Origin of the sequence: Pseudomonas sp. 2(2015) (genome assembly GCF_000955865.1) — a bacterium.
Classification (GTDB): Bacteria; Pseudomonadota; Gammaproteobacteria; order Pseudomonadales; family Pseudomonadaceae; genus Aquipseudomonas.
Genome location: NZ_JYOF01000014.1, coordinates 154,426 through 172,967, shown reverse-complemented (window position 1 = coordinate 172,967; position 18,542 = coordinate 154,426). Strand labels below are relative to the sequence as shown.

Annotated in this window: 19 protein-coding genes; 8 read left to right on the top strand and 11 right to left on the bottom strand. The window is 62.5% G+C overall.

Going from position 1 to position 18,542, the window contains the following annotated elements; genetic code table 11:
• Window positions 1-21 precede the first annotated feature (21 nt).
• Genes UB48_RS19160 through UB48_RS19145 form a run of 4 tightly spaced genes read left to right on the top strand, consistent with a single transcriptional unit; the run spans window position 22 to window position 3,487 of the window.
• Window positions 22-1,227: an RtcB family protein gene (locus UB48_RS19160; RefSeq protein WP_045199939.1), complete on the top strand. Its 1,206-nt coding sequence runs from the start codon at window positions 22-24 to the stop codon at window positions 1,225-1,227.
• A 13-nt stretch (window positions 1,228-1,240) separates the two neighbouring features.
• A complete protein-coding gene (locus UB48_RS19155; protein ID WP_045199937.1) occupies window positions 1,241-2,038 on the top strand; it encodes a nucleotidyltransferase domain-containing protein in 798 nt (265 codons plus the stop codon).
• A 50-nt stretch (window positions 2,039-2,088) separates the two neighbouring features.
• Window positions 2,089-3,120: a hypothetical protein gene (locus tag UB48_RS28225; protein WP_082075475.1), complete on the top strand. Its 1,032-nt coding sequence runs from the start codon at window positions 2,089-2,091 to the stop codon at window positions 3,118-3,120.
• 58 nt (window positions 3,121-3,178) lie between these two features.
• Complete coding sequence (locus tag UB48_RS19145; RefSeq protein ID WP_045199935.1) at window positions 3,179-3,487, top strand: hypothetical protein; 309 nt, start codon at window positions 3,179-3,181, stop codon at window positions 3,485-3,487.
• Here the strand turns inward: UB48_RS19145 and UB48_RS19140 are convergent.
• Window positions 3,446-4,348: a DMT family transporter gene (locus UB48_RS19140; RefSeq protein ID WP_045199933.1), complete on the bottom strand. Its 903-nt coding sequence runs from the start codon at window positions 4,346-4,348 to the stop codon at window positions 3,446-3,448. The genes UB48_RS19145 and UB48_RS19140 overlap by 42 nt on opposite strands.
• Window positions 4,349-4,446: 98 nt before the next feature.
• On the opposite strand from UB48_RS19140, the gene UB48_RS19135 reads away from it, so the two are divergent.
• Window positions 4,447-5,334 (top strand): LysR family transcriptional regulator, encoded by an 888-nt coding sequence (locus tag UB48_RS19135; RefSeq protein WP_045199931.1) that lies wholly within the window; start codon window positions 4,447-4,449, stop codon window positions 5,332-5,334.
• Here the strand turns inward: UB48_RS19135 and UB48_RS19130 are convergent.
• Both UB48_RS19130 and UB48_RS19125 read right to left on the bottom strand, forming a co-directional pair.
• On the bottom strand, window positions 5,315-5,929 hold the full coding sequence (locus UB48_RS19130) for a glutathione S-transferase family protein (protein ID WP_045199928.1): 615 nt from the start codon (window positions 5,927-5,929) through the stop codon (window positions 5,315-5,317). The two genes, UB48_RS19135 and UB48_RS19130, sit on opposite strands and share 20 nt — an antisense overlap.
• A gap of 337 nt (window positions 5,930-6,266) precedes the next feature.
• On the bottom strand, window positions 6,267-6,977 hold the full coding sequence (locus UB48_RS19125) for an XRE family transcriptional regulator (protein ID WP_045199926.1): 711 nt from the start codon (window positions 6,975-6,977) through the stop codon (window positions 6,267-6,269).
• A gap of 407 nt (window positions 6,978-7,384) precedes the next feature.
• Here UB48_RS19125 and UB48_RS19120 point away from each other — a divergent pair, with 407 nt between their 5' ends.
• Both UB48_RS19120 and UB48_RS19115 read left to right on the top strand, forming a co-directional pair.
• The gene (locus UB48_RS19120; RefSeq protein WP_045199924.1) at window positions 7,385-7,672 is read left to right on the top strand and encodes a hypothetical protein; all 288 of its coding nucleotides are present in this window, start codon (window positions 7,385-7,387) and stop codon (window positions 7,670-7,672) included.
• Entirely contained in the window at window positions 7,669-7,935 is a 267-nt protein-coding gene (locus UB48_RS19115) for a DUF3077 domain-containing protein (protein ID WP_045199922.1), read from the top strand. Before UB48_RS19120 ends, UB48_RS19115 begins: the two co-directional genes overlap by 4 nt.
• A gap of 171 nt (window positions 7,936-8,106) precedes the next feature.
• Here UB48_RS19115 and ppa read toward each other — a convergent pair whose 3' ends face one another.
• The 8 genes from ppa to UB48_RS19075 form a co-directional block, all read right to left on the bottom strand.
• A complete protein-coding gene (gene ppa / locus UB48_RS19110; protein ID WP_007933577.1) occupies window positions 8,107-8,634 on the bottom strand; it encodes an inorganic diphosphatase in 528 nt (175 codons plus the stop codon).
• Between the two features lie 91 nt (window positions 8,635-8,725).
• Window positions 8,726-9,541: a zinc-dependent peptidase gene (locus UB48_RS19105; RefSeq protein ID WP_045199918.1), complete on the bottom strand. Its 816-nt coding sequence runs from the start codon at window positions 9,539-9,541 to the stop codon at window positions 8,726-8,728.
• Window positions 9,542-9,550: 9 nt separating this feature from the next.
• Window positions 9,551-10,201 carry a DedA family protein gene (locus tag UB48_RS19100; RefSeq protein ID WP_038998563.1) on the bottom strand — a complete coding sequence of 217 codons (651 nt, stop codon included), beginning with the start codon at window positions 10,199-10,201 and terminating at the stop codon, window positions 9,551-9,553.
• Window positions 10,202-10,412: 211 nt separating this feature from the next.
• Window positions 10,413-10,871, bottom strand: coding sequence for an N-acetyltransferase (locus UB48_RS19095; protein WP_045199916.1), 459 nt, complete (start codon window positions 10,869-10,871; stop codon window positions 10,413-10,415).
• A 94-nt stretch (window positions 10,872-10,965) separates the two neighbouring features.
• Window positions 10,966-11,790, bottom strand: a complete 825-nt coding sequence (eutC, locus tag UB48_RS19090) for an ethanolamine ammonia-lyase subunit EutC (RefSeq protein WP_045199914.1) — start codon at window positions 11,788-11,790, stop codon at window positions 10,966-10,968.
• 11 nt (window positions 11,791-11,801) lie between these two features.
• Window positions 11,802-13,196: an ethanolamine ammonia-lyase subunit EutB gene (locus UB48_RS19085; RefSeq protein ID WP_045199913.1), complete on the bottom strand. Its 1,395-nt coding sequence runs from the start codon at window positions 13,194-13,196 to the stop codon at window positions 11,802-11,804.
• Window positions 13,197-13,247: 51 nt separating this feature from the next.
• A complete protein-coding gene (gene eat / locus UB48_RS19080; RefSeq protein WP_045199911.1) occupies window positions 13,248-14,696 on the bottom strand; it encodes an ethanolamine permease in 1,449 nt (482 codons plus the stop codon).
• 110 nt (window positions 14,697-14,806) lie between these two features.
• Window positions 14,807-16,327: an aldehyde dehydrogenase family protein gene (locus UB48_RS19075; protein ID WP_045199909.1), complete on the bottom strand. Its 1,521-nt coding sequence runs from the start codon at window positions 16,325-16,327 to the stop codon at window positions 14,807-14,809.
• A 266-nt stretch (window positions 16,328-16,593) separates the two neighbouring features.
• On the opposite strand from UB48_RS19075, the gene UB48_RS19070 reads away from it, so the two are divergent.
• On the top strand, window positions 16,594-18,516 hold the full coding sequence (locus tag UB48_RS19070; RefSeq protein ID WP_045199907.1) for a sigma-54-dependent Fis family transcriptional regulator: 1,923 nt from the start codon (window positions 16,594-16,596) through the stop codon (window positions 18,514-18,516).
• Window positions 18,517-18,542 lie beyond the last annotated feature (26 nt).

The window sequence follows — 18,542 nt, the reverse complement described above, 5'->3', positions numbered from 1 at the left end:
GATAAAAATGGAAGTACCGACATGAACATACTCGAAGTGGCCGGCGGCAAGCCGATCAAGCTCTGGACCGACGGCGTCCCGGTGGACGAGGGCGCCCGTGAGCAACTGCTGAACACCGCGAAGATGCCGTTCATCTTCAAGCACCTGGCGGTGATGCCCGATGTGCACCTGGGCAAGGGCTCGACCATCGGCAGCGTGATCCCGACCCTGGGCGCGATCATCCCGGCGGCGGTTGGCGTCGACATCGGCTGCGGCATGATTGCCGCGCGCACCTCGCTGACCGCCAGCGACCTGCCGGACAACCTGCACGGCCTGCGCTCGGCGATCGAAAAGGCTGTGCCCCATGGCAAGACCTTCGGCCGCCGCGACCAGGGCGCCTGGGACAGCGTGCCGGCCATGGCCGACCGTGCCTGGCACGACCTGGCGGCGCGCTTCAAGGCGATCACCGACAAGTACCCGAAGCTTGAGAAAACCAACAACCGCCAGCACCTGGGCACCCTCGGCGGCGGCAATCATTTCATCGAGGTTTGCCTGGATGAAGCCAACCGCGTCTGGTTCATGTTGCACAGCGGTTCACGCGGGGTCGGCAATGCCATCGGCAACCTGTTCATTGAACTGGCCCAGGCCGACATGCGCCAGCACATCGCCAACCTGCCGGACCGCAACCTGGCCTATTTCGAAGAAGGCAGCCGGCACTTTGCCGACTACGTCGAGGCGGTGGAGTGGGCTCAGGATTTCGCCCGGCAGAACCGTGCGCTGATGATGCACGCGGTGATCGGCGCTACACGCAAGGTGCTCGGCAAACCCTTTGAGGCCAACCTCGAAGCGGTCAACTGCCACCACAACTATGTGCAGCGCGAACATCACTTTGGCCACGACGTGCTGGTCACCCGCAAGGGCGCAGTGTCGGCGCAAAAGGGCGAGCTGGGGATTATTCCCGGCTCCATGGGCGCCAAGAGTTTCATCGTTCGTGGCCTGGGCAACGAAGAGGCGTTCTGCTCCTGCAGCCATGGCGCCGGGCGGGTGATGAGCCGTACCCGGGCCAAGCAGGCGTTCACCGTTGAGGATCAGCGCCGCGCCACTGCCCATGTCGAATGCCGCAAGGACAAGGACGTGATCGACGAGATCCCCATGGCCTACAAGGACATCGACGCGGTGATGCAGGCCCAGCGCGAACTGGTGGAAGTAGTGCACACCCTGCGTCAGGTGGTGTGCGTAAAGGGATAGGAAGGGATACACCATGAACAAGGAAGACCGTCACCCACTGCCGGGCGCCATGCGCGAGTGGGTGCTTGAAGAATTGCGCCGGGTCGAGCTTGAACACGATGTGCGCGTGCTCTACGCCTGCGAATCCGGCAGCCGTGCCTGGGGCTTTGCCTCCACCGACAGCGATTTCGACGTGCGCTTCATCTACGTCCCGCGCCAGGACTGGTACCTGCGTGTCGACGAGCCGCGCGACGTGATCGAACGGCCGCTGACCGACGAGCTGGACATCAGCGGTTGGGAGTTGCGCAAGACCCTGAAGCTGCTGCGCAACTCCAACCCGACCCTGCTCGAATGGCTCGGCTCGCCGCTGGTGTATCGCGCCGAGCCCGGTGCGGTCGAGTCGCTGAGGGCGCTGGCGCTGAACTTCTACAGCGCCCGGGCGGCGCGGCATCATTACTTGTCGATGGCGAAAAAGAACCACCGCGACTTTCTCCAGGGCGAGCAGGTGCGCTTCAAGAAGTACCTTTACGTGCTGCGTTCGCTGTTGGCGGTGCGCTGGATCGACCTGGGCCTGGGCATGCCGCCGACGGCCTTTGCCGAGCTCTTGGCAGGCACCTTGAACGAGCCACAGATGCTTGCCGAGATCGATGAATTGCTGCGCATCAAGCGCCAGGCGGTCGAGGCCGATTACGGGCCGCGACGGGTGGTGCTGCAGCAGTTCATCGACACTGAGCTGTTGCGCGCCGAAACTTCGCCAGCCTTGCCGCGGCTGCGCGGTGATACGCAACAGCTGGATGACTATTTGCGCGATACTGTGCGGCGTTATTCATAGGAGGCGCGCCTTGGCGTGCCTTCCTTGTCGAAAGGACTCGGACCGTTTTCATGCCTGACAGTAAGTACCAACGCCTGCCCCATGCCGGAGACTTCGAGCAAGTCTCTGGCACCGAGATTGTCTACCTGTCGCCCAAACCCTTGCCCACGGGCGTCGAGGCCTACAGCTACCAGCTCCTGCACCGTGATGCCAACGAGGTCTACCTGGACTTCGGCATCGGCCGGGGCAACTTCGAGTTCATGGCCCGCTGCGGCATTGCCGCGGTCATGGGCGTGATCACCAGCTTTGTGATGACGGCGCTGCTCGCGGGCTGGGCACGGCGCAAGTACGAGCCGTTCTGGTCGGGTGTTCTCGACTTTCTCGCCTCGCCGCCGATCTGGGGCTTTATCGGCGCGTTGGCGCTGATGTACGTGTTCATTTTCTGCAAGACCGTGCGCGAGCTCAGAGTCCAGCCGCCGATCCGTTTCAACCGCCAGCGACGCGAAGTGGCGATGGTGCCGAAGAAAGGTGCAGCCCCCCATTATGTGCCGTGGGAAGAGGTTATCGCCTGTGTCTCGGCCGGCAAACTGGTCACCGAATACGCGGTGCTGCCCGAGTTCAAACTGATGATCGGCCTGCGTGACGCCGCCAGCGGTAACGTCCTCTGGTTGACTGTGGCCTGCGGCAGCCTGCGCGCTGCGGTGGCCGAGTGGGAGGCGATTCGCGCCTACATGGAAGAGGGCCCGGCAGCCTTGCCGGCGCCACCGTCAGAAGAATTCGAAGAGGGCACGGTGGCGTATTTCCACATGGCCCGCCTTGGCTATCGGGAGAATTTCCCGTGGCTGCAGTACGTGTTCGGCTTTCTGTTCGTCCAGGCGTTCGGCGGCTGGACCTTGCCCTGCCATATCTCCAACTGGGTCAACAATCGCCCCAGGGCCCTGTTCCCCAAAGCGGTGCAGGAGTGGTCCCGGCCCTTGCCGGCAGATCAGCATGCGCTCCCCAGTGAGGCGCTGCTTAAAGAAAGTGCCGAGGTACGCGAGGTTTTTTACCGGGGCAAAACCCTGCTGGATTACTTCAAGGTGAAATTTGCCGAGGCGGCCTGACGGTGCGCCGTTATGCAAAGGAGTTGAGCATGAACAAGGACGTGATTCAGAGCGCGGCATGCTGAAGCTGCGCGTGAGAGAACGCTGGCAACGGTTGCAGATAAGCGGCAGCGATCAAGTAGTGATGCTGCTGCTTTCAGTGATGGTCGGCTTGTGCATCGCGGCGGCGTACTGGACGGCCCACCCCAAGTCCGGGTGCATCCGCCTTGGGCGCGGTAATAGCGGGCCGATCAGTTGCGATCCGCAGGTCATTGCCGGTGAAGCGATGAACATCGTGCTGTTCAGCCTGCTGTTCGCGGTACCACTGTTCTACATACTTGGCCGGCTATTGGTGCAACTGTTCAGGCCGTTGAATTCGCCGCCGTGATGGAATGTTCAAGGCCAGCACACTGATCAACACGACCACCGCTGCGACTATCACCATCAGCGAAGGCTGCTCGCCGAGCAGCGAGGCCGCGATCAGCATGGCGCAGGGCGGGATCAGGTACAGCGCCATGGTTGCCCGGCTGACCTGCGTGTGGCTCAGTACAAAGGCCCAGCCCAGGTAGGCCAGGGCGCTGGGAAATACGCCCAGCATCAACACCGCCAGGTCTGCCTGCAGTGGCGCGGCCTTCACGGCGCCGGCCAGGCCCGGCATATACACCAGCAGCAAGGCGGTGCCGGCCCAGATGGTGTAGCAGACCATGGTCAGGCCGTCGTACCGATGGCCATGAAGTTTCTGCAGGGTGAAGTAGATACTCCACGACAGCGCGGCCAACAGCACCAGCAGGCCGTGGGCGTTCAGTGCGCCTGGCCCGTGATCCCCGGCAACCACCATCGCCGCGCCAAGCATGCCCAGCACCAGGCAGCCCCAGTGCCAGGCGCTGGCCTTCTGACGCAGAACAAAACAGCCGATCAACAGGCTGAACAATGGTGTGGATTGCGCCAGCACACTGGATGCCCCGGCACTGATCCCGCGCTGGCCGAAGTTGATCGCCACATGGTGGGCAAACACTGCGAAAAAACCGAGCAGCATCAACAGCGGCAAGTCCTTGAGCCGGGGCAGGCTGATCCCTCGCCACAGTGCGACAAAGGCCATGAATACCGACGCCACGATAAACCGCGCCAAGGCCAGATGGCCCGGTTCGTAGCCTTGCAGGGCGATATGGATGCCCGTGGGTGAGTAGGCCCAGCACAGCACCACAAACAGGGTCGCCAGGACGATTTTCAGGGATTGGGCGCGTGGCATCGCAAGAGGCTCCGGGGGGCTGGGAGCTTCAGTATCAGAAAGGCCTATGCTCACCACAATCGACTTATACTGAGCGTATCGTTCACTTTGGGTGATGTATGGAGCTGATGCAGATTCGCATGTTCAAGACGGTCTACGACACCGGCAGCATCGCCCGTGCGGCCGAGGTGTTGCACTACGTGCCGTCGAACATCACTGCGCGGATCAAGGCGCTTGAACAAGAGCTGGGCGTTGCGCTGTTCTTTCGCCATGGTCGCGGTTTGAAGATCAGCCCGGCAGGCGAAACCTTCCTTGAATACGCCACCCAGATGCTCGCCCTGGCCGAAGCCTCGAAGGCCGCCCTGAGCCCGCACGCCATGCCCAGCGGGCGCCTGCGTATCGGCGCCATCGAGTCCTCGGCCAGTGGCCGGCTTCCGCGGTTACTGGCCGAATACCATGCGCGCTTCCCACAGGTATCACTGGAATTGAGCACGGGCACTTGGTCGCAACTGCTCGATGACGTGCTCAACCATCGCCTCGACGGGGCGATTGTCGCAGTGGAGGTCGAGCGGCCGTTGCTCAAGCGCACGCCCATGTACCAGGAAGACCTGGTGCTGATCGCGCCTGAATCGCTGGGGCCGATTCGCAGCGCTGAAGACCTGCAGGGCAAGGCTATCTTCATGTGGCCGGAAGGTTGCCCATACCGCGCGGCTCTGGAGCACTGGTTGCTCGAACAGGGGCAAAAACTGCCGATTGTCGGCATTGCCAGCTATGGCGCCATCGTCAGTTGCGTCAGTGCTGGCGCCGGAGTGTCGCTGGTGCCCAGGGGCATCTTCGAGCAATACCGCAAGGGCGCCGGCTGGAGCGGCCATGAGTTCGCCGAACTCAAGGCCATCAGCAACGCCTTCTACTGGCATGCCCAGGCAGCAAGGCATCCGGCCCGGGATGCCTTCGTGCAGATGCTGCGCGAGGGGTTGGCGCCGGACGCTATTCGATCGGGTACTTGAGCATCGCCGGATGCCCTTCGATCTTCTGCGCCAGACGCTGCACATGCGCATAGTCGCTGGCCGCAACCACCTCGGCGCATACGTACTGGGTGAACGACCAGGCCACCGCCGTGGTGATTTCTGCCTGGCTCAAGGGCAGGGTGGGGCACTTGCTCGGCTGTTCGGCGAGCAAGCCGTCGAGCTGCGCGTACGCCGCCTGCAACTGCCCGGTCACCCGCTCCAGCCAGGGCGTGTGCAGCTTCTCTTGCGGGCGCAGGTTGTGCTCGTAGTAGATCTGCACCGACTTCTCACTGGCCGCCAGCGCCAGGCCAATCACCTGCAAATCGCTGGCGCGGGCCAGCGGGTCTTGTGGCAATAACTTTTTGTCGGGTACGGCCAGGGCTTCGAAGTAATCCAGAATCAGCGTCGAATCCATCAGCAGCGTGCCGTCGTCCAGCACCAGGCTCGGCGCCTTGACGACCGGATTGATCGCGGCGAACTCGGCAAAATTGCGAAACACTGACAGCGCCTGGTGTTCGAAGCTGATGCCGTACAGCTCCAGCGATACCGCGACGCGGCGCACGTAGGGGGAATCGAGCATGCCGATGAGTTTCATGACCACTCCAGTGAGAACAGGTTACGACCGAGTAAAAGTAGTCGAGTTTTTCTCGGTGTGGTTCGAAGTGTGGGCTTGGCAGCTCAGGTGTGCGCAGGGGAATGTTTCAGGCATTAAAAAGCCGGCTTGTGGCCGGCTTCCGGGGACGGGCTTGGCTAATTTTTGGTAAGCCGCAACCGCCTTAAAATCGTTGCTCCGGCGCTGGGGCCGGGAGGTGGCGGGCAAGCTGTGGAGTGCCGCACCAGGACCGCGGACGGGCTGGGCCGTCGGGCTAAATGTGCGGCGTAGCATACTGGGATTGGCCGGCGATGCCCAGCAAAAAATCACTGGCCGGTGCTCAGCCCGGGCGGCTGTCGCGCAGGTGGCCCCACCAGAATACCCAGCCCAGTACTTCCAGACGCTGGGTTTTCAGTTGTGCCGGGCTGTAGGTTTCGGTGGGGTATTCGTCGCTGTCCTGGCTGTGCAGGCGCAAGGCGCCGTTGGCGCGGCGGCTGAGGCTGTTGATGCGCAGGCGGCCGTTGTGCAGCAAGGCATAGATTTCGCCTTCGACCACCCGGGTCAGGCTGCGGTCGACGGCCAGGGTGGTGCCGCGTGGCAGCAGCGGGCTCATGTTGTGCCCGGGCATGCTCAGGCACAGGGCATCGCCCGGGTCGACGCCGACGGCGTCGAGGGCACGCAGCGGCAGGCGCAGGTAACGGTCTTCGACCGCTTTTAGCTGGCGGGTCTGGATGCTGTAGAACGGCACCTGGATGTCGTTGTAGCTGTGCGCCGCCAGTGCGCTGGCATCGGGGCCTTCAACGCCTGGGCGGGCGGCCTGGCTGTTGAGGCGCGGCAAGGGGTTGGGGTGCTTGGGGCCTTCGCCGTTGCGCAGCCAGCGGCTGCGCACGCACAGCAGTTCGGCGATTTCATCCAGCCGGGCCAGGGGCACGCCGCGCTTGAACCAGTTGTTGACGTGCTGCGGCGTAACCTTGCGCTGCGCAGCAAAGTCGGAAGGGGACAGGTTGCACTCGCTCAGGAGCGCTTTGAGACGATCACCGGATGTATTCATGAGGCCCGAGTTTAGTGGGCTCGTACAGCCCGGGCTATAAACGCGAGGTTCATTTTCAAAGCTGGAAAATGGCTGGATTACAGGCGGTTGCTTAGGCTCGCGTAGGAGGTTTCGCGGCAAAAAAATCCACTTGAATGGCGTTCGGAACTATCCTACGCACGCTGCTGCCTTTTCACTGTTGTGATAAAGGTGCTACAGGGTTAATTTCCTCGGGTCGCTACGTTGGCGACCGGGTGTGAGAGCTCGAGTAGATAGTAGAAGCAGCTAGTTATGGCAGCTGTGCGCGGGCAGACCTCGGTCTGGCCGGGTTTCCTATGTCTACCGGTCTCTCACCCCGCGTACGGCTGCCACCCTAATCCTGTGAGAGGGATGCGGAGGTAGCTCCTGATAGATATAGGAGGTACGTCATGAAGAAGATCGTCCCCGACCCACCGTATTCCGATATATCTCGCAACAACATCACCACCCCCTACTTCTCCATCCACAGCGACCTGATTCCTTCTGATTCCCTGGCCTATGCCAGCGAACTGCTGCGCGGTATCCATGAAACCACCGACGAATTCTGCCGAGCCCATGCCAACGAACCCGGCCAGGGCATGCTGGTGAATGTGCTGCATTCGGCCGAGATGGCCAGGGCGTTGGTCGAGCATGCGCTGAGCAAGCTGCTGGCCGTGGAAGAGGGAGTGATGGCATGAGCAAGGATTCGTACGACGAGACGGTAGGTATCGCGAGCTTTATCAGCAGCCAGCAATTGCCCATGGGGCTATTTCGGATTACGCCGGGCGTGCCGTGCGATTACGCGCTGGAGCAGGCTTCAACCCTGCTGGGATGTGTGCACAAGCTGATCCGGGCGGGGGTTATGGATGAAGACGGCGACATGATGTGGGCCGCTTTTTATCTGAGCGGGCTCGCCAAGGCGATTGTTGATGATGTGGGCTTGGGAATGAATAGGGCTTAAGAAGGTAGCTGTCTTTGCTGTGGGAGCGGGCTTGCCCCGCGATGCGATGTGGCTGACAGTCAGCTATCGCTGGACAAGTCGAGGCGTCGCACCGCCGCTCCTACCTTGATGGGTTGTTCTTGCCCTGAAACAAAAAGCCCCGCATGTGCGGGGCTTTTTGTTGTGGGTTGCTTAGCCTTTGTAAGCGGCAACCGACTTGGTGATCGCAGCGCGGGCGGCGTCAGCGCCATCCCAGCCTTCGATCTTGACCCACTTGCCTTTCTCGAGATCTTTGTAGTTCGCGAAGAAGTGCTCGATCTGCTGGATCAGCAGGGCTGGCAGGTCGGTGTATTCTTTGACGTCGACGTACAGTTGCGACAGTTTGTCGTGCGGTACGGCGATGACTTTGGCGTCGCCGCCGCCGTCGTCGGTCATGTTCAGGATGCCGACCGGACGGGCGCGGATGACCGAGCCTGGCGCTACCGGGTACGGGGTAACAACCAGCACGTCGAGGGGGTCACCGTCGTCTGCCAGGGTGTTGGGGATGTAGCCGTAGTTGGCCGGGTAGAACATCGGGGTAGCCATGAAACGGTCAACGAACAGGCAGTCGCTGTCCTTGTCGATCTCGTATTTGATCGGCGCGTGGTTGGCTGGAATCTCGATGGCGACGTAGATGTCGTTCGGCAGGTCTTTGCCAGCCGGAATCTTGCTGTAGCTCATTGGGCAGTGCCCCCATGTTTGGCCAAAAATTGGTCGCGATTATAGGCACATTCCAGCGCGCTTGCCACGCCCGGGCGGATGTCCGGCAGGCTCAGTCCTGCGCGTCCTGGTAATGCGGGTGGTGGCGCTGCAACTGCTGCAGGCGGGCCAGCGGGTCCTGGCGGTAGAAGCCGCGCAATTGCTGGTACACCGCGGGGTAGGCGTCGTTGAGCAGGTCCGGGGCGCTGAAGAAGTATTCGCAGGTGACGGCGAAGAATTCTGCCGGGTTTTCCGCGGCATAGGGGTCGATGGCGGTTTCGGCGTCGGGGTTGCGGTCGAGCTGGGCGTTGAGGTCGTCAAAGGCCGCTTGCATGACCTGGGCCCAGTCGCTGACGCGCAGGTCACTGTGCAGCGGCGGCAGGCCGTTGGCATCGCCATTGAGCATGTCGAGCTTGTGCGCCAGTTCGTGGATCACCAGGTTGTAACCTTCCCAGCCGCCACTGGCCAGCACGCCAGGCCAGGCCAGGATCACCGGGCCCTGTTGCCAGGCTTCGCCGCTGTGTTCGCCGTCCCATTCGTGTTCGATGCCGCTGGCGTCGCGATGGCGCTGGGGGCTTACGAAGTCGTCGGGGTAGAGGATGATTTCGTGAAAACCCTGGTACCAGTTCAGCTCGCCCAGGTGCAGCAGCGGCAGTTGCGCCTGGGCGGCGAGAAACAGCCGCTGCTCGCCGTCCAGCTCGACCCCGGGCAGGGCAGTCAGGTGCTTGCTATCGAGGAACAATACGCAGGCTTCATGCAGCCATTGGTCTTCTTCGTCGCTCAGGCCATCGAGCATCGGCAGGCGCTCGCGCACCCGCTGCCAGCGCTGCGGGTCGAGCGGGTGTCGGGCCAGGGTACGGCGACGGCGCCAGGCGCTCAGCGACCACATAAACCGGGCTTAGTGAACCTTGGCTTCGTTGCGGCCCATGCGGCTGCGCACGATGCCGATGATCATCGGCACCAGCGACAGCAGGATGATGGCGACGATCATCAGCGACAGGTTCTGCTTGATGAACGGCACGTTGCCGAAGAAGTAGCCGAGGGTGACCAGGCCGCCTACCCAGAGCACGGTGCCGGCGACGCTGAAACCGAGGAAACGCGGGTAGTGCATTTTGGCGATGCCGGCGACGAACGGCGCAAAGGTGCGCAGGATCGGCAGGAAGCGCGCCAGGGTCACGGTCTTGCCGCCATGACGCTCATAAAAGTCGTGGGTCTGCTGCAGGTAGTCGCGGCGGAAGATCTTCGAGTTGGGGTTGCGGAACAAGCGTTCGCCTGCTGTTCGGCCAATCACGTAATTGGTGCTGTCGCCCAGGATTGCCGCCGCCATCAGCAGGCCGCCGAGCAGCACCGGGTCCATACCGCCGCCTGCGGCCACGGCGCCGGCGATGAACAGCAGGGAGTCACCCGGCAGGAACGGCATGACCACCAGACCGGTCTCGCAAAAGATCACCAGGAACAGGATCGCGTAGATCCACGGGCCGTAGTTGTTGACCAACAGGTCCAGGTAGGCGTCGAGATGCAGAATAAGGTCCAGCGGGTTGAAATCCATGTACAGCACCTTGTGTTCTTGACCCGGGCGACGGGCTTGCGATGGCTGGCAGTGCGAATGCGGACGGTCGCTACCCGGAAGATGGGTAAAGTTTCACACACAATGAAGAGGCGCATTATACGGTTACGAACAGATTGTGCCTGCGCAGTTTGTAGCGGCGGATGTCGAATGGATGTGAACGGCAGGCATCGCGCCTGCCGTTGCGCCCGGATCAGTCCGAGTGGATAGGCAGGATGTAGCTCTTGAACTCGGTGTCTTCGTGAAAACCGATGGATTCGTAGGTTTTCATCGCCACTTCGTTGTCGCTGCTGGTCGATACCCGCAGGCGCACGGCGTTGGTTTCCTTGGCCAGCTTCTTGGCTTCGCGCATCAGGTGGTCGGCCACCAGCATGCGCCGGGAGTCTTCGGCGACATAGATGTCGTTGAGAATCCACACGCGCTTGAGCGACAGCGACGAGAAGCTCGGATAGAGCTGGCAAAAGCCCATCAGTTTGCTGTCGTCATCGTCCGGCAGGGCCAGGTAGATGGTCGACTCGCCACGTTCCAGGCGTTTTTTCAGGAACGAGCGCGAGGAGTCCGGGTAGGGCAGCTGGCCGTAGAACTCGCGGTATTTGACGAACAGCGGGGCAAGCAGGTCCAGATGTTCCAGGGTTGCTTTGATGATTCGCATAAGCAGGCCTCAGGGTCCATGGGAGTTTGCGGCGAATCGCCGGCAGCCTTGGCAGATGCTGCCTGAAAGCAATTAGAAAGCGCAATCTATGTTCTTAAGGTTTACTCAGCAGGAAATTTCCGCTTTTTGCTGTATCGGTGTCTGACTCAAGGGTTTGCACCTGGGCTTCGTCCTTCAGATTGACCCCCGACAACTGCCGCCGACAGGCCTCGCGCATCAGGTACAGCAGGCGGTGGGCGGCCATGCCGTAGCTCAGGCCTTCCAGGCGCACGTTGGAGATGCAGTTGCGGTAGGCGTCGGTGAGGCCGACCTTGGGGTTGTAGGTGAAGTACAGCCCGAGGCTGTCCGGCGAGCTCAAGCCCGGGCGTTCGCCGATCAGGATCACGGTCATTTTCGCCCCGAGCAGCTCGCCCACTTCATCGGCCACCGCCACCCGGCCTTGTTCGACCAACACCACCGGAGAGGTCGACCAGCCGTCGGCGGCGCTCTGTTCTTCCAGGCGGGCGAGAAACGGCAGGGTATGGCGATGCACGGCCAGGGCCGAGAGACCGTCGGCAACGACGATGGCCAGATCGACGCCGCCGGGGTTGGCCTGGGCGTGTTCGCGCAGCCGTTGTGCTGAATCTTCGTGCAGGCGGCGCCCCAGATCGGGGCGTTGCAGGTAGCTGTGACGATCGGCGGCGGCGCTGTGCAGCAGCAGGCTTTCACGTCCGCGCTCGCTCAATTGCTGGCGCAGGCCGGCATGGTCGAAGGCCAGGTGCACGGCGTCGCGGGCCTGGGCGTGGGCGAACTGAAAGTCCAGCTGGGCGCCGGTCGGCAGGCTGGTGCCGGTGCGGCCCAGGGCGATGCGCGCCGGGGTCAGGCGGCGCAGTTCCAGCCAGGGATTGGCGCTGTTGTCGTGTTGGGGAGTATTGGCCATAGTCGACTCGCTTATCCCAGTTGCGCCAGGGCCTGGCGGAAGGCCGGTGGCAGGTTGTCACCGAAACGCACCCGGCCGTCGGCCTGGGTGAAGATGCCCATGCGCGCCAGCCAGCTTTCGAACTCCGGCGCAGGCTTGAGGCCCAGGGTCTGGCGGGCGTAGAGCGCATCATGGAATGAAGTGGTCTGGTAGTTGAGCATGATGTCGTCGGAGCCGGGGATGCCCATGATGAAGTTGATTCCGGCCACACCCAGCAGGGTCAGGAGCATGTCCATGTCGTCCTGGTCGGCTTCGGCATGGTTGGTGTAGCAGATGTCGCAGCCCATGGGCACGCCGAGCAACTTGCCGCAGAAGTGGTCTTCAAGCCCGGCGCGGATGATCTGCTTGCCGTTGTACAGGTACTCCGGGCCGATGAAACCGACCACGGTGTTGACCAGAAACGGCTTGAAATGGCGGGCCACGGCGTAGGCGCGGGTTTCGCAGGTCTGCTGGTCGACGCCATGGTGGGCGTTGGCCGAGAGGGCGCTGCCCTGGCCGGTCTCGAAGTACATCAGGTTCTGCCCGAGGGTGCCGCGGTTGAGGCTCAGACCTGCGTCGTAACCCTCTTTGAGCACATTGAGGTTGATGCCGAAGCTGGCGTTGGCCGCTTCGGTTCCGGCAATCGACTGGAACACCAGGTCCAGCGGCACGCCGCGGTTGATCGCCTCGATCGAGGTGGTCACGTGGGTCAGCACACAGGCCTGGGTGGGGATGTCATAGCGCTGGATGATGGCGTCGAGCATCTCCAGCAGGGCGCAGATCGAGGCAATGCTGTCGGTGGCCGGGTTGATGCCGATCATTGCATCGCCGTTGCCGTAGAGCAGGCCGTCGAGAATGCTCGCGGCAATCCCGGCCGGCTCGTCGGTCGGGTGGTTGGGCTGCAGGCGGGTCGAAAGCCGCCCGCGCAGGCCCATGGTGCCGCGAAAACGGGTGACCACGCGGATCTTCTGCGCCACCAGCACCAGGTCCTGCACGCGCATGATTTTCGACACGGCCGCAGCCATTTCCGGGGTCAGCCCCGGGGCCAGGGCACGCAGGCTGTCTTCATCGGCGGCTTCGCTGAGTAGCCAGTCACGCAGCCCGCCGACGGTCAGGTGGCTGACGGCGGCAAAGGCATTGGCATCATGGGTGTCGATGATCAGCCGGGTGACTTCATCGTCTTCGTAGGGGATCAGCGCTTCAGTCAGAAAATGCTTGAGCGGGATGTCGGCCAGGGCCATCTGCGCCGCCACCCGTTCGCCATCGTTGCTGGCGGCGACACCGGCGAGAAAGTCACCCGAACGCGCCGGGCTGGCCTTGGCCATGACTTCCTTGAGGCTGTCGAAACGGTAGGTCTGGTTGCCTGCCGTGTGAACAAAACTTGCCATACAGACTCTCCAGAACGCCGCAGGGCTGGCCTGCGGCGTAAGTGGCGTTGATCAGTGCAGGGCCTCTTCGGCCTTCTGGATCGCGGCGAATTCTTCTTCCGGGGTCCCGGCGACCAGGTGGTGCCGGCTGTAGAAAGCAAAGTAGGCAATCAATACCGCATAAATCGCCGCGGCGCCAATCACTACCCGTGGGTCGACCAGAAAGCCGGCCACCACCGCGATGCAGGCCAGCACCAGGGCCACGCCCGAAGTGAAGATGCCGCCCGGGGTGCGATACGGCCGCTCCATTTTTGGCCGACGGATGCGCAGGGTGATGTGCGCGGCCATCATCAGTACATAAGACAGCGTAGCGCCGAACACCGCGACCAGGATCAGCAGGTCGCCCTGGCCGGTCAGCGACAGGCCAAAGCCGATGATCCCGGGGATCACCAGGGCCAGTACCGGCGCTTTGCTCTTGTTGGTTTCCGAGAGCTTGCGTGGCAAGTAGCCGGCACGCGACAAAGCAAAAATCTGCCGCGAATAGGCGTAGATAATCGAGAAAAAGCTGGCGATCAGGCCGGCCAGGCCCACCAGGTTGACGAAACCGCCCATCCAGGTCGAACCGCCGTAGGCTTTCGACAGCGCCTCCACCAACGGGTTACCGGAGGCTTTGAGCGCCTCGGCACCGGCACCACCCGGGCCGACCACCAGGATCAGCAGGGCAAAGGCCAGCAACACCAGCATGGCGCCGATCAGGCCGCGGGGCAGGTCGCGCTTGGGGTTCTTGGTTTCTTCGGCAGCCAGCGGCACACCTTCGACGGCGAGGAAGAACCAGATCGCGTAAGGGATCGCCGCCCATACCCCGACATAGCCGAACGGCAGGAAGCTGCTGGCGCCGACGGCGTCGGTCTGGGCGATATCGAACAGGTTGTTGACGTCGAAGTGCGGCACCATCGCCACCAGGAACACGCCCAGGGCAATGGCGGCCACGGCGGTGATGATGAACATCAGCTTGAGCGCTTCACCGACCCCAAAAATGTGGATGCCGATGAAGATGATGTAGAAGGCCAGGTAGATCATCCAGCCGCCAATGCCGAACAGCGACTGGCAGTAGGCGCCGATGAACACGGCAATGGCCGCCGGGGCAATCGCGTATTCGATGAGGATCGCCGTGCCGGTGAGAAACCCGCCCCAGGGCCCGAAGGCGCTGCGGGCAAAACCGTAGCCACCACCGGCGGTAGGGATCATCGACGACAGCTCGGCCAGCGAGAAGCACATGCACAGGTACATGGTCGCCATCAGCAAGGTGGCGAGGAACATGCCGCCCCAGCCACCCTGGGCCAGGCCGAAGTTCCAGCCGGCATAGTCGCCGGAAATCACGTAGGCGACGCCCAGGCCCACCAGCAATACCCAGCCGGCGGCGCCCTTTTTCAGTTCACGTTGTTGGAAATAGTCGGAGCCGACTTTTTCGAAGTCGACAGAAGAGCCTGCCGGCACGCTGCCGGTATGATCGCTTGGCATAGGATTCACCTGTTGTTTTTATCAATACCGGCGGGTGCCGGTTTGTCTGGTGATGGTCTTGCAGGAAGCGAGCCAGCGCGGCCCCGGGTCGGAGCCGCGCTGTATCTCGTTTAGAAGAAGCCCAGCGGGTTGATGTCGTAGCTGACCAGCAGGTTTTTGGTTTGCTGGTAGTGATCGAGCATCATCTTGTGGGTTTCACGGCCGACGCCGGACTTCTTGTAGCCACCGAACGCGGCGTGGGCCGGGTACAGGTGGTAGCAGTTGGTCCAGACGCGACCGGCCTTGATGCCGCGGCCCATGCGGTAGGCGCGGTTGATGTCGCGGGTCCAGACTCCGGCGCCGAGGCCGAACTCGGTGTCGTTGGCAATCGCCAGGGCTTCGGCTTCGTCCTTGAAGGTGGTGACGCTCACCACCGGGCCAAAGATTTCTTCCTGGAACACGCGCATCTGGTTGGTGCCCTTGAGCAGGGTCGGCTGGATGTAATAGCCGGTCGACAGGCTGCCTTCGAGTTTTTCCACCTTGCCGCCGGTGAGCAGCTCGGCGCCTTCCTTCTCGGCGATTTCCAGGTACGAGAGGATCTTGTCGAACTGTTGCTCGGAGGCCTGGGCGCCGACCATGGTGTCGGTGTCCAGCGGGTCGCCGCGCTTGATCTGCTTGATCTTCTTCATCACCTCTTGCATGAACGCCGGGTAGATCGACTCCTGCACCAGTGCTCGCGATGGGCAGGTGCACACTTCGCCCTGGTTGAAGAATGCCAGCACCAGGCCTTCGGCGGCTTTCTCGATGAAGCTCTGCTCGGCCTGCATGATGTCTTCGAAGAAGATGTTCGGCGACTTGCCGCCCAACTCGACGGTTGACGGAATGATGTTTTCGGCGGCGCATTTCATGATGTGCGAACCGACCGGGGTAGAGCCGGTAAAGGCGATCTTGGCGATGCGCTTGCTGGTGGCCAGGGCTTCACCGGCTTCGCGGCCATAACCTTGCACCACGTTGAGCACGCCAGGCGGCAGCAGGTCGCCGATCACCTCCAGCAGCACGCTGATGCCCAGCGGGGTTTGCTCGGCCGGCTTGAGTACCACGCAGTTGCCGGCGGCCAGGGCCGGGGCGAGTTTCCACGCGGCCATCAGGATCGGGAAGTTCCACGGGATGATCTGGCCGACCACACCCAGTGGTTCATGGATGTGATAGGCGACGGTGTTGCCGTCGATTTCGGCGGCGCTGCCTTCCTGGGCGCGCAGGCAACCGGCGAAGTAGCGGAAATGGTCGGCAGCCAGCGGGATGTCAGCGTTGAGGGTTTCGCGGATGGCCTTGCCGTTGTCCCAGGTTTCGGTGATGGCCAGCAGTTCGAGGTTCTGTTCGATACGGTCGGCGATTTTCAGCAGGATCAGCGAACGTGCCTGCACCGAGGTTGTGCCCCAGGCATCAGCGGCGGCGTGGGCGGCATCCAGGGCTTTTTCGATGTCTTCGGCAGTCGAGCGGGGGAATTCGGCGATCAGCTGGCCGTTCACCGGCGAGGTGTTTTCGAAGTACTGGCCTTTGACTGGGGCAACGAACTCGCCACCGATGTAGTTCCCGTAACGGCTCTTGAAGGAAACCTTGGCGCCTTCGGTACCGGGATGTGCATAACGCATGATGTTTCTCCTGGCTATTGTGCTTGTTGGGGAGGATGTAAAGCATAGAGCAAGGGTTGGGCCAGTGTTGCCGACCCCAGTTAAATCAAGGGCTTGGCAGGTTTTTACGCAGGTGCAGGAAGGGCGCTGTAGCAGCGCCGGTACAGCCTGGGTGACACTTTGTACCGTTGCTGACACAAAGCGTGACCCGACGGTCAAGCCAGCATTGCATTGCGCCGACGGGTGGAGGATGCTGGGCTTATCTCGTCTGCGGAGAACAATAAAAAGTGCAGAGCAATCACCTTAGCCGGCATGCCCGGCAAGTCCTCACCGTGACCCAGGGCAAGGCCCTGGCACAGGGCCCCGGCAGCGATCCGTCGATTGCCCGTTCCTGGCTGCGTTGCCTTGAGGACTATCACCTGGATCCGGCCCAGAGCATGGCCCCGACCGTGCTTGAGCACGGCCGCGTGCTGGAAAGCCGCGAGCGCTTGCAGCAGGTACTGCAGATCGCCGGCAACGAGATGAACAGCCTGCACCAGCAGCTGTCCGGTGCCGGCCATGCGGTGCTGCTCACCGATGCCCGCGGGGTCATCCTCAATTGCGTCACCGCGCCTACCGAACGGCGCATCTTCGAGCGCGCCGGGCTGTGGCTGGGTGCCGACTGGAGCGAGGCACGTGAAGGTACCAACGGCATCGGCACCTGCCTGGTCGAGCGCCAGGCGGTAACCATCCACCAGGATGAGCACTTTCGTGGCCGTCATACCGGCCTGACCTGCTCGGCCAGCCCGGTGTTCGACCCGCACGGCGAGTTGCTGGCGGTGCTCGATGTCTCGTCTGCCCGCGCTGATGTTTCGCGCCAGAGCCAGTTCCACACCATGGCGCTGGTCAACCTCTCGGCGAAGATGATCGAGAGCAGCTACTTTTTGCGCTATTTCGATAACCAGTTCCTCCTGCGTTTTCATCTGCAGGCCGAATCGGTAGGAATGTTCAGCGAAGGGCTGCTGGCTTTTGATGGCGACGGGCGGATCTGCGCGGTCAACCAGAGCGCCTTGAACCTGCTGGGCACCATCCGTGGCGGTGTGCTCGGCAAGCCTGTGGATATGTTCTTCGATTGTGCGCAGGATGAGTTGTTCAGCCGCGCCACTGCCCAGGCCAACACCAGTTGGCCGCTACGCACCCGCGACGGCCGGGTACTGTTCGCCAGTCTGCGCGGCCAGGTGCGTTCGCTGGCGCCGGCAGCGGCGCCGTTTGTTGCCCCGGCGAAAACCTCGCAGCCCGGTGGTATCTGCCTGGTCGATCCGGCCCTGCAGAACGATTTTCGCCGGGCCGTTCGTGTGTTCGAACGCGATGTGCCATTGCTGCTGCGCGGCGAGACCGGTTGCGGCAAGGAGGCCTTCGCCAAAGCCGTACACCAGGCCAGCCAACGCAGCAGCAAGGCGTTTGTTGCCCTCAACTGTGCGTCGATCCCCGAGAGCCTGATCGAGAGCGAGCTGTTCGGCTATCGCGGCGGCAGTTTTACCGGGGCGCGCAAGGAGGGCATGCGCGGCAAGCTGCAGCAGGCCGACGGTGGCACGCTATTGCTGGACGAAATTGGCGACATGCCGCTGGCCCTGCAAACCCGTCTTTTACGCGTGCTCGAAGACCGCATGGTGGTGCCCATCGGTGGCGAACCGCAGGCCGTCAACGTGCGCATCATCAGCGCCAGCCACCGCAACTTGCTCGAGCGGGTCGAGGATGGCAGTTTCCGCGAAGACCTTTACTACCGTCTCAACGGCCTGGAAATCGATCTGCCGGCCTTGCGCGAGCGCAGCGACAAGTCGCAGTTGCTCGACTTCATCCTGGCCGAAGAGGCCGGTGAGCAAAGCGTAAGCCTGGACCCTGCGGCGCGCCGGGCGTTGCTCGACTTCGCCTGGCCGGGCAACGTGCGCCAGTTGCGTAACGTGTTGCGTACCTTGGTGGCGCTGAGCGAAGAGGGCCGCGTCGAGTTTGCCGACCTGCCGGCGGTAGTTCGCCAGCCGCCGACACTTATCAAAAGCTCCTCACCTGTGGATAACCCCGCGCCGCTGCTGGACAGCGCCGAGCGCAACGCCTTGCTGGCAGTGCTGGAGCAGCAGCGCTGGCACATGACCCATGTCGCCGCGCAGTTGGGGGTTAGCCGTAATACCTTGTATCGAAAACTTCGCAAACACGGCATCGCCCGGGACGCCTGAGCGAAACACAGGATGCGATTTGTCGC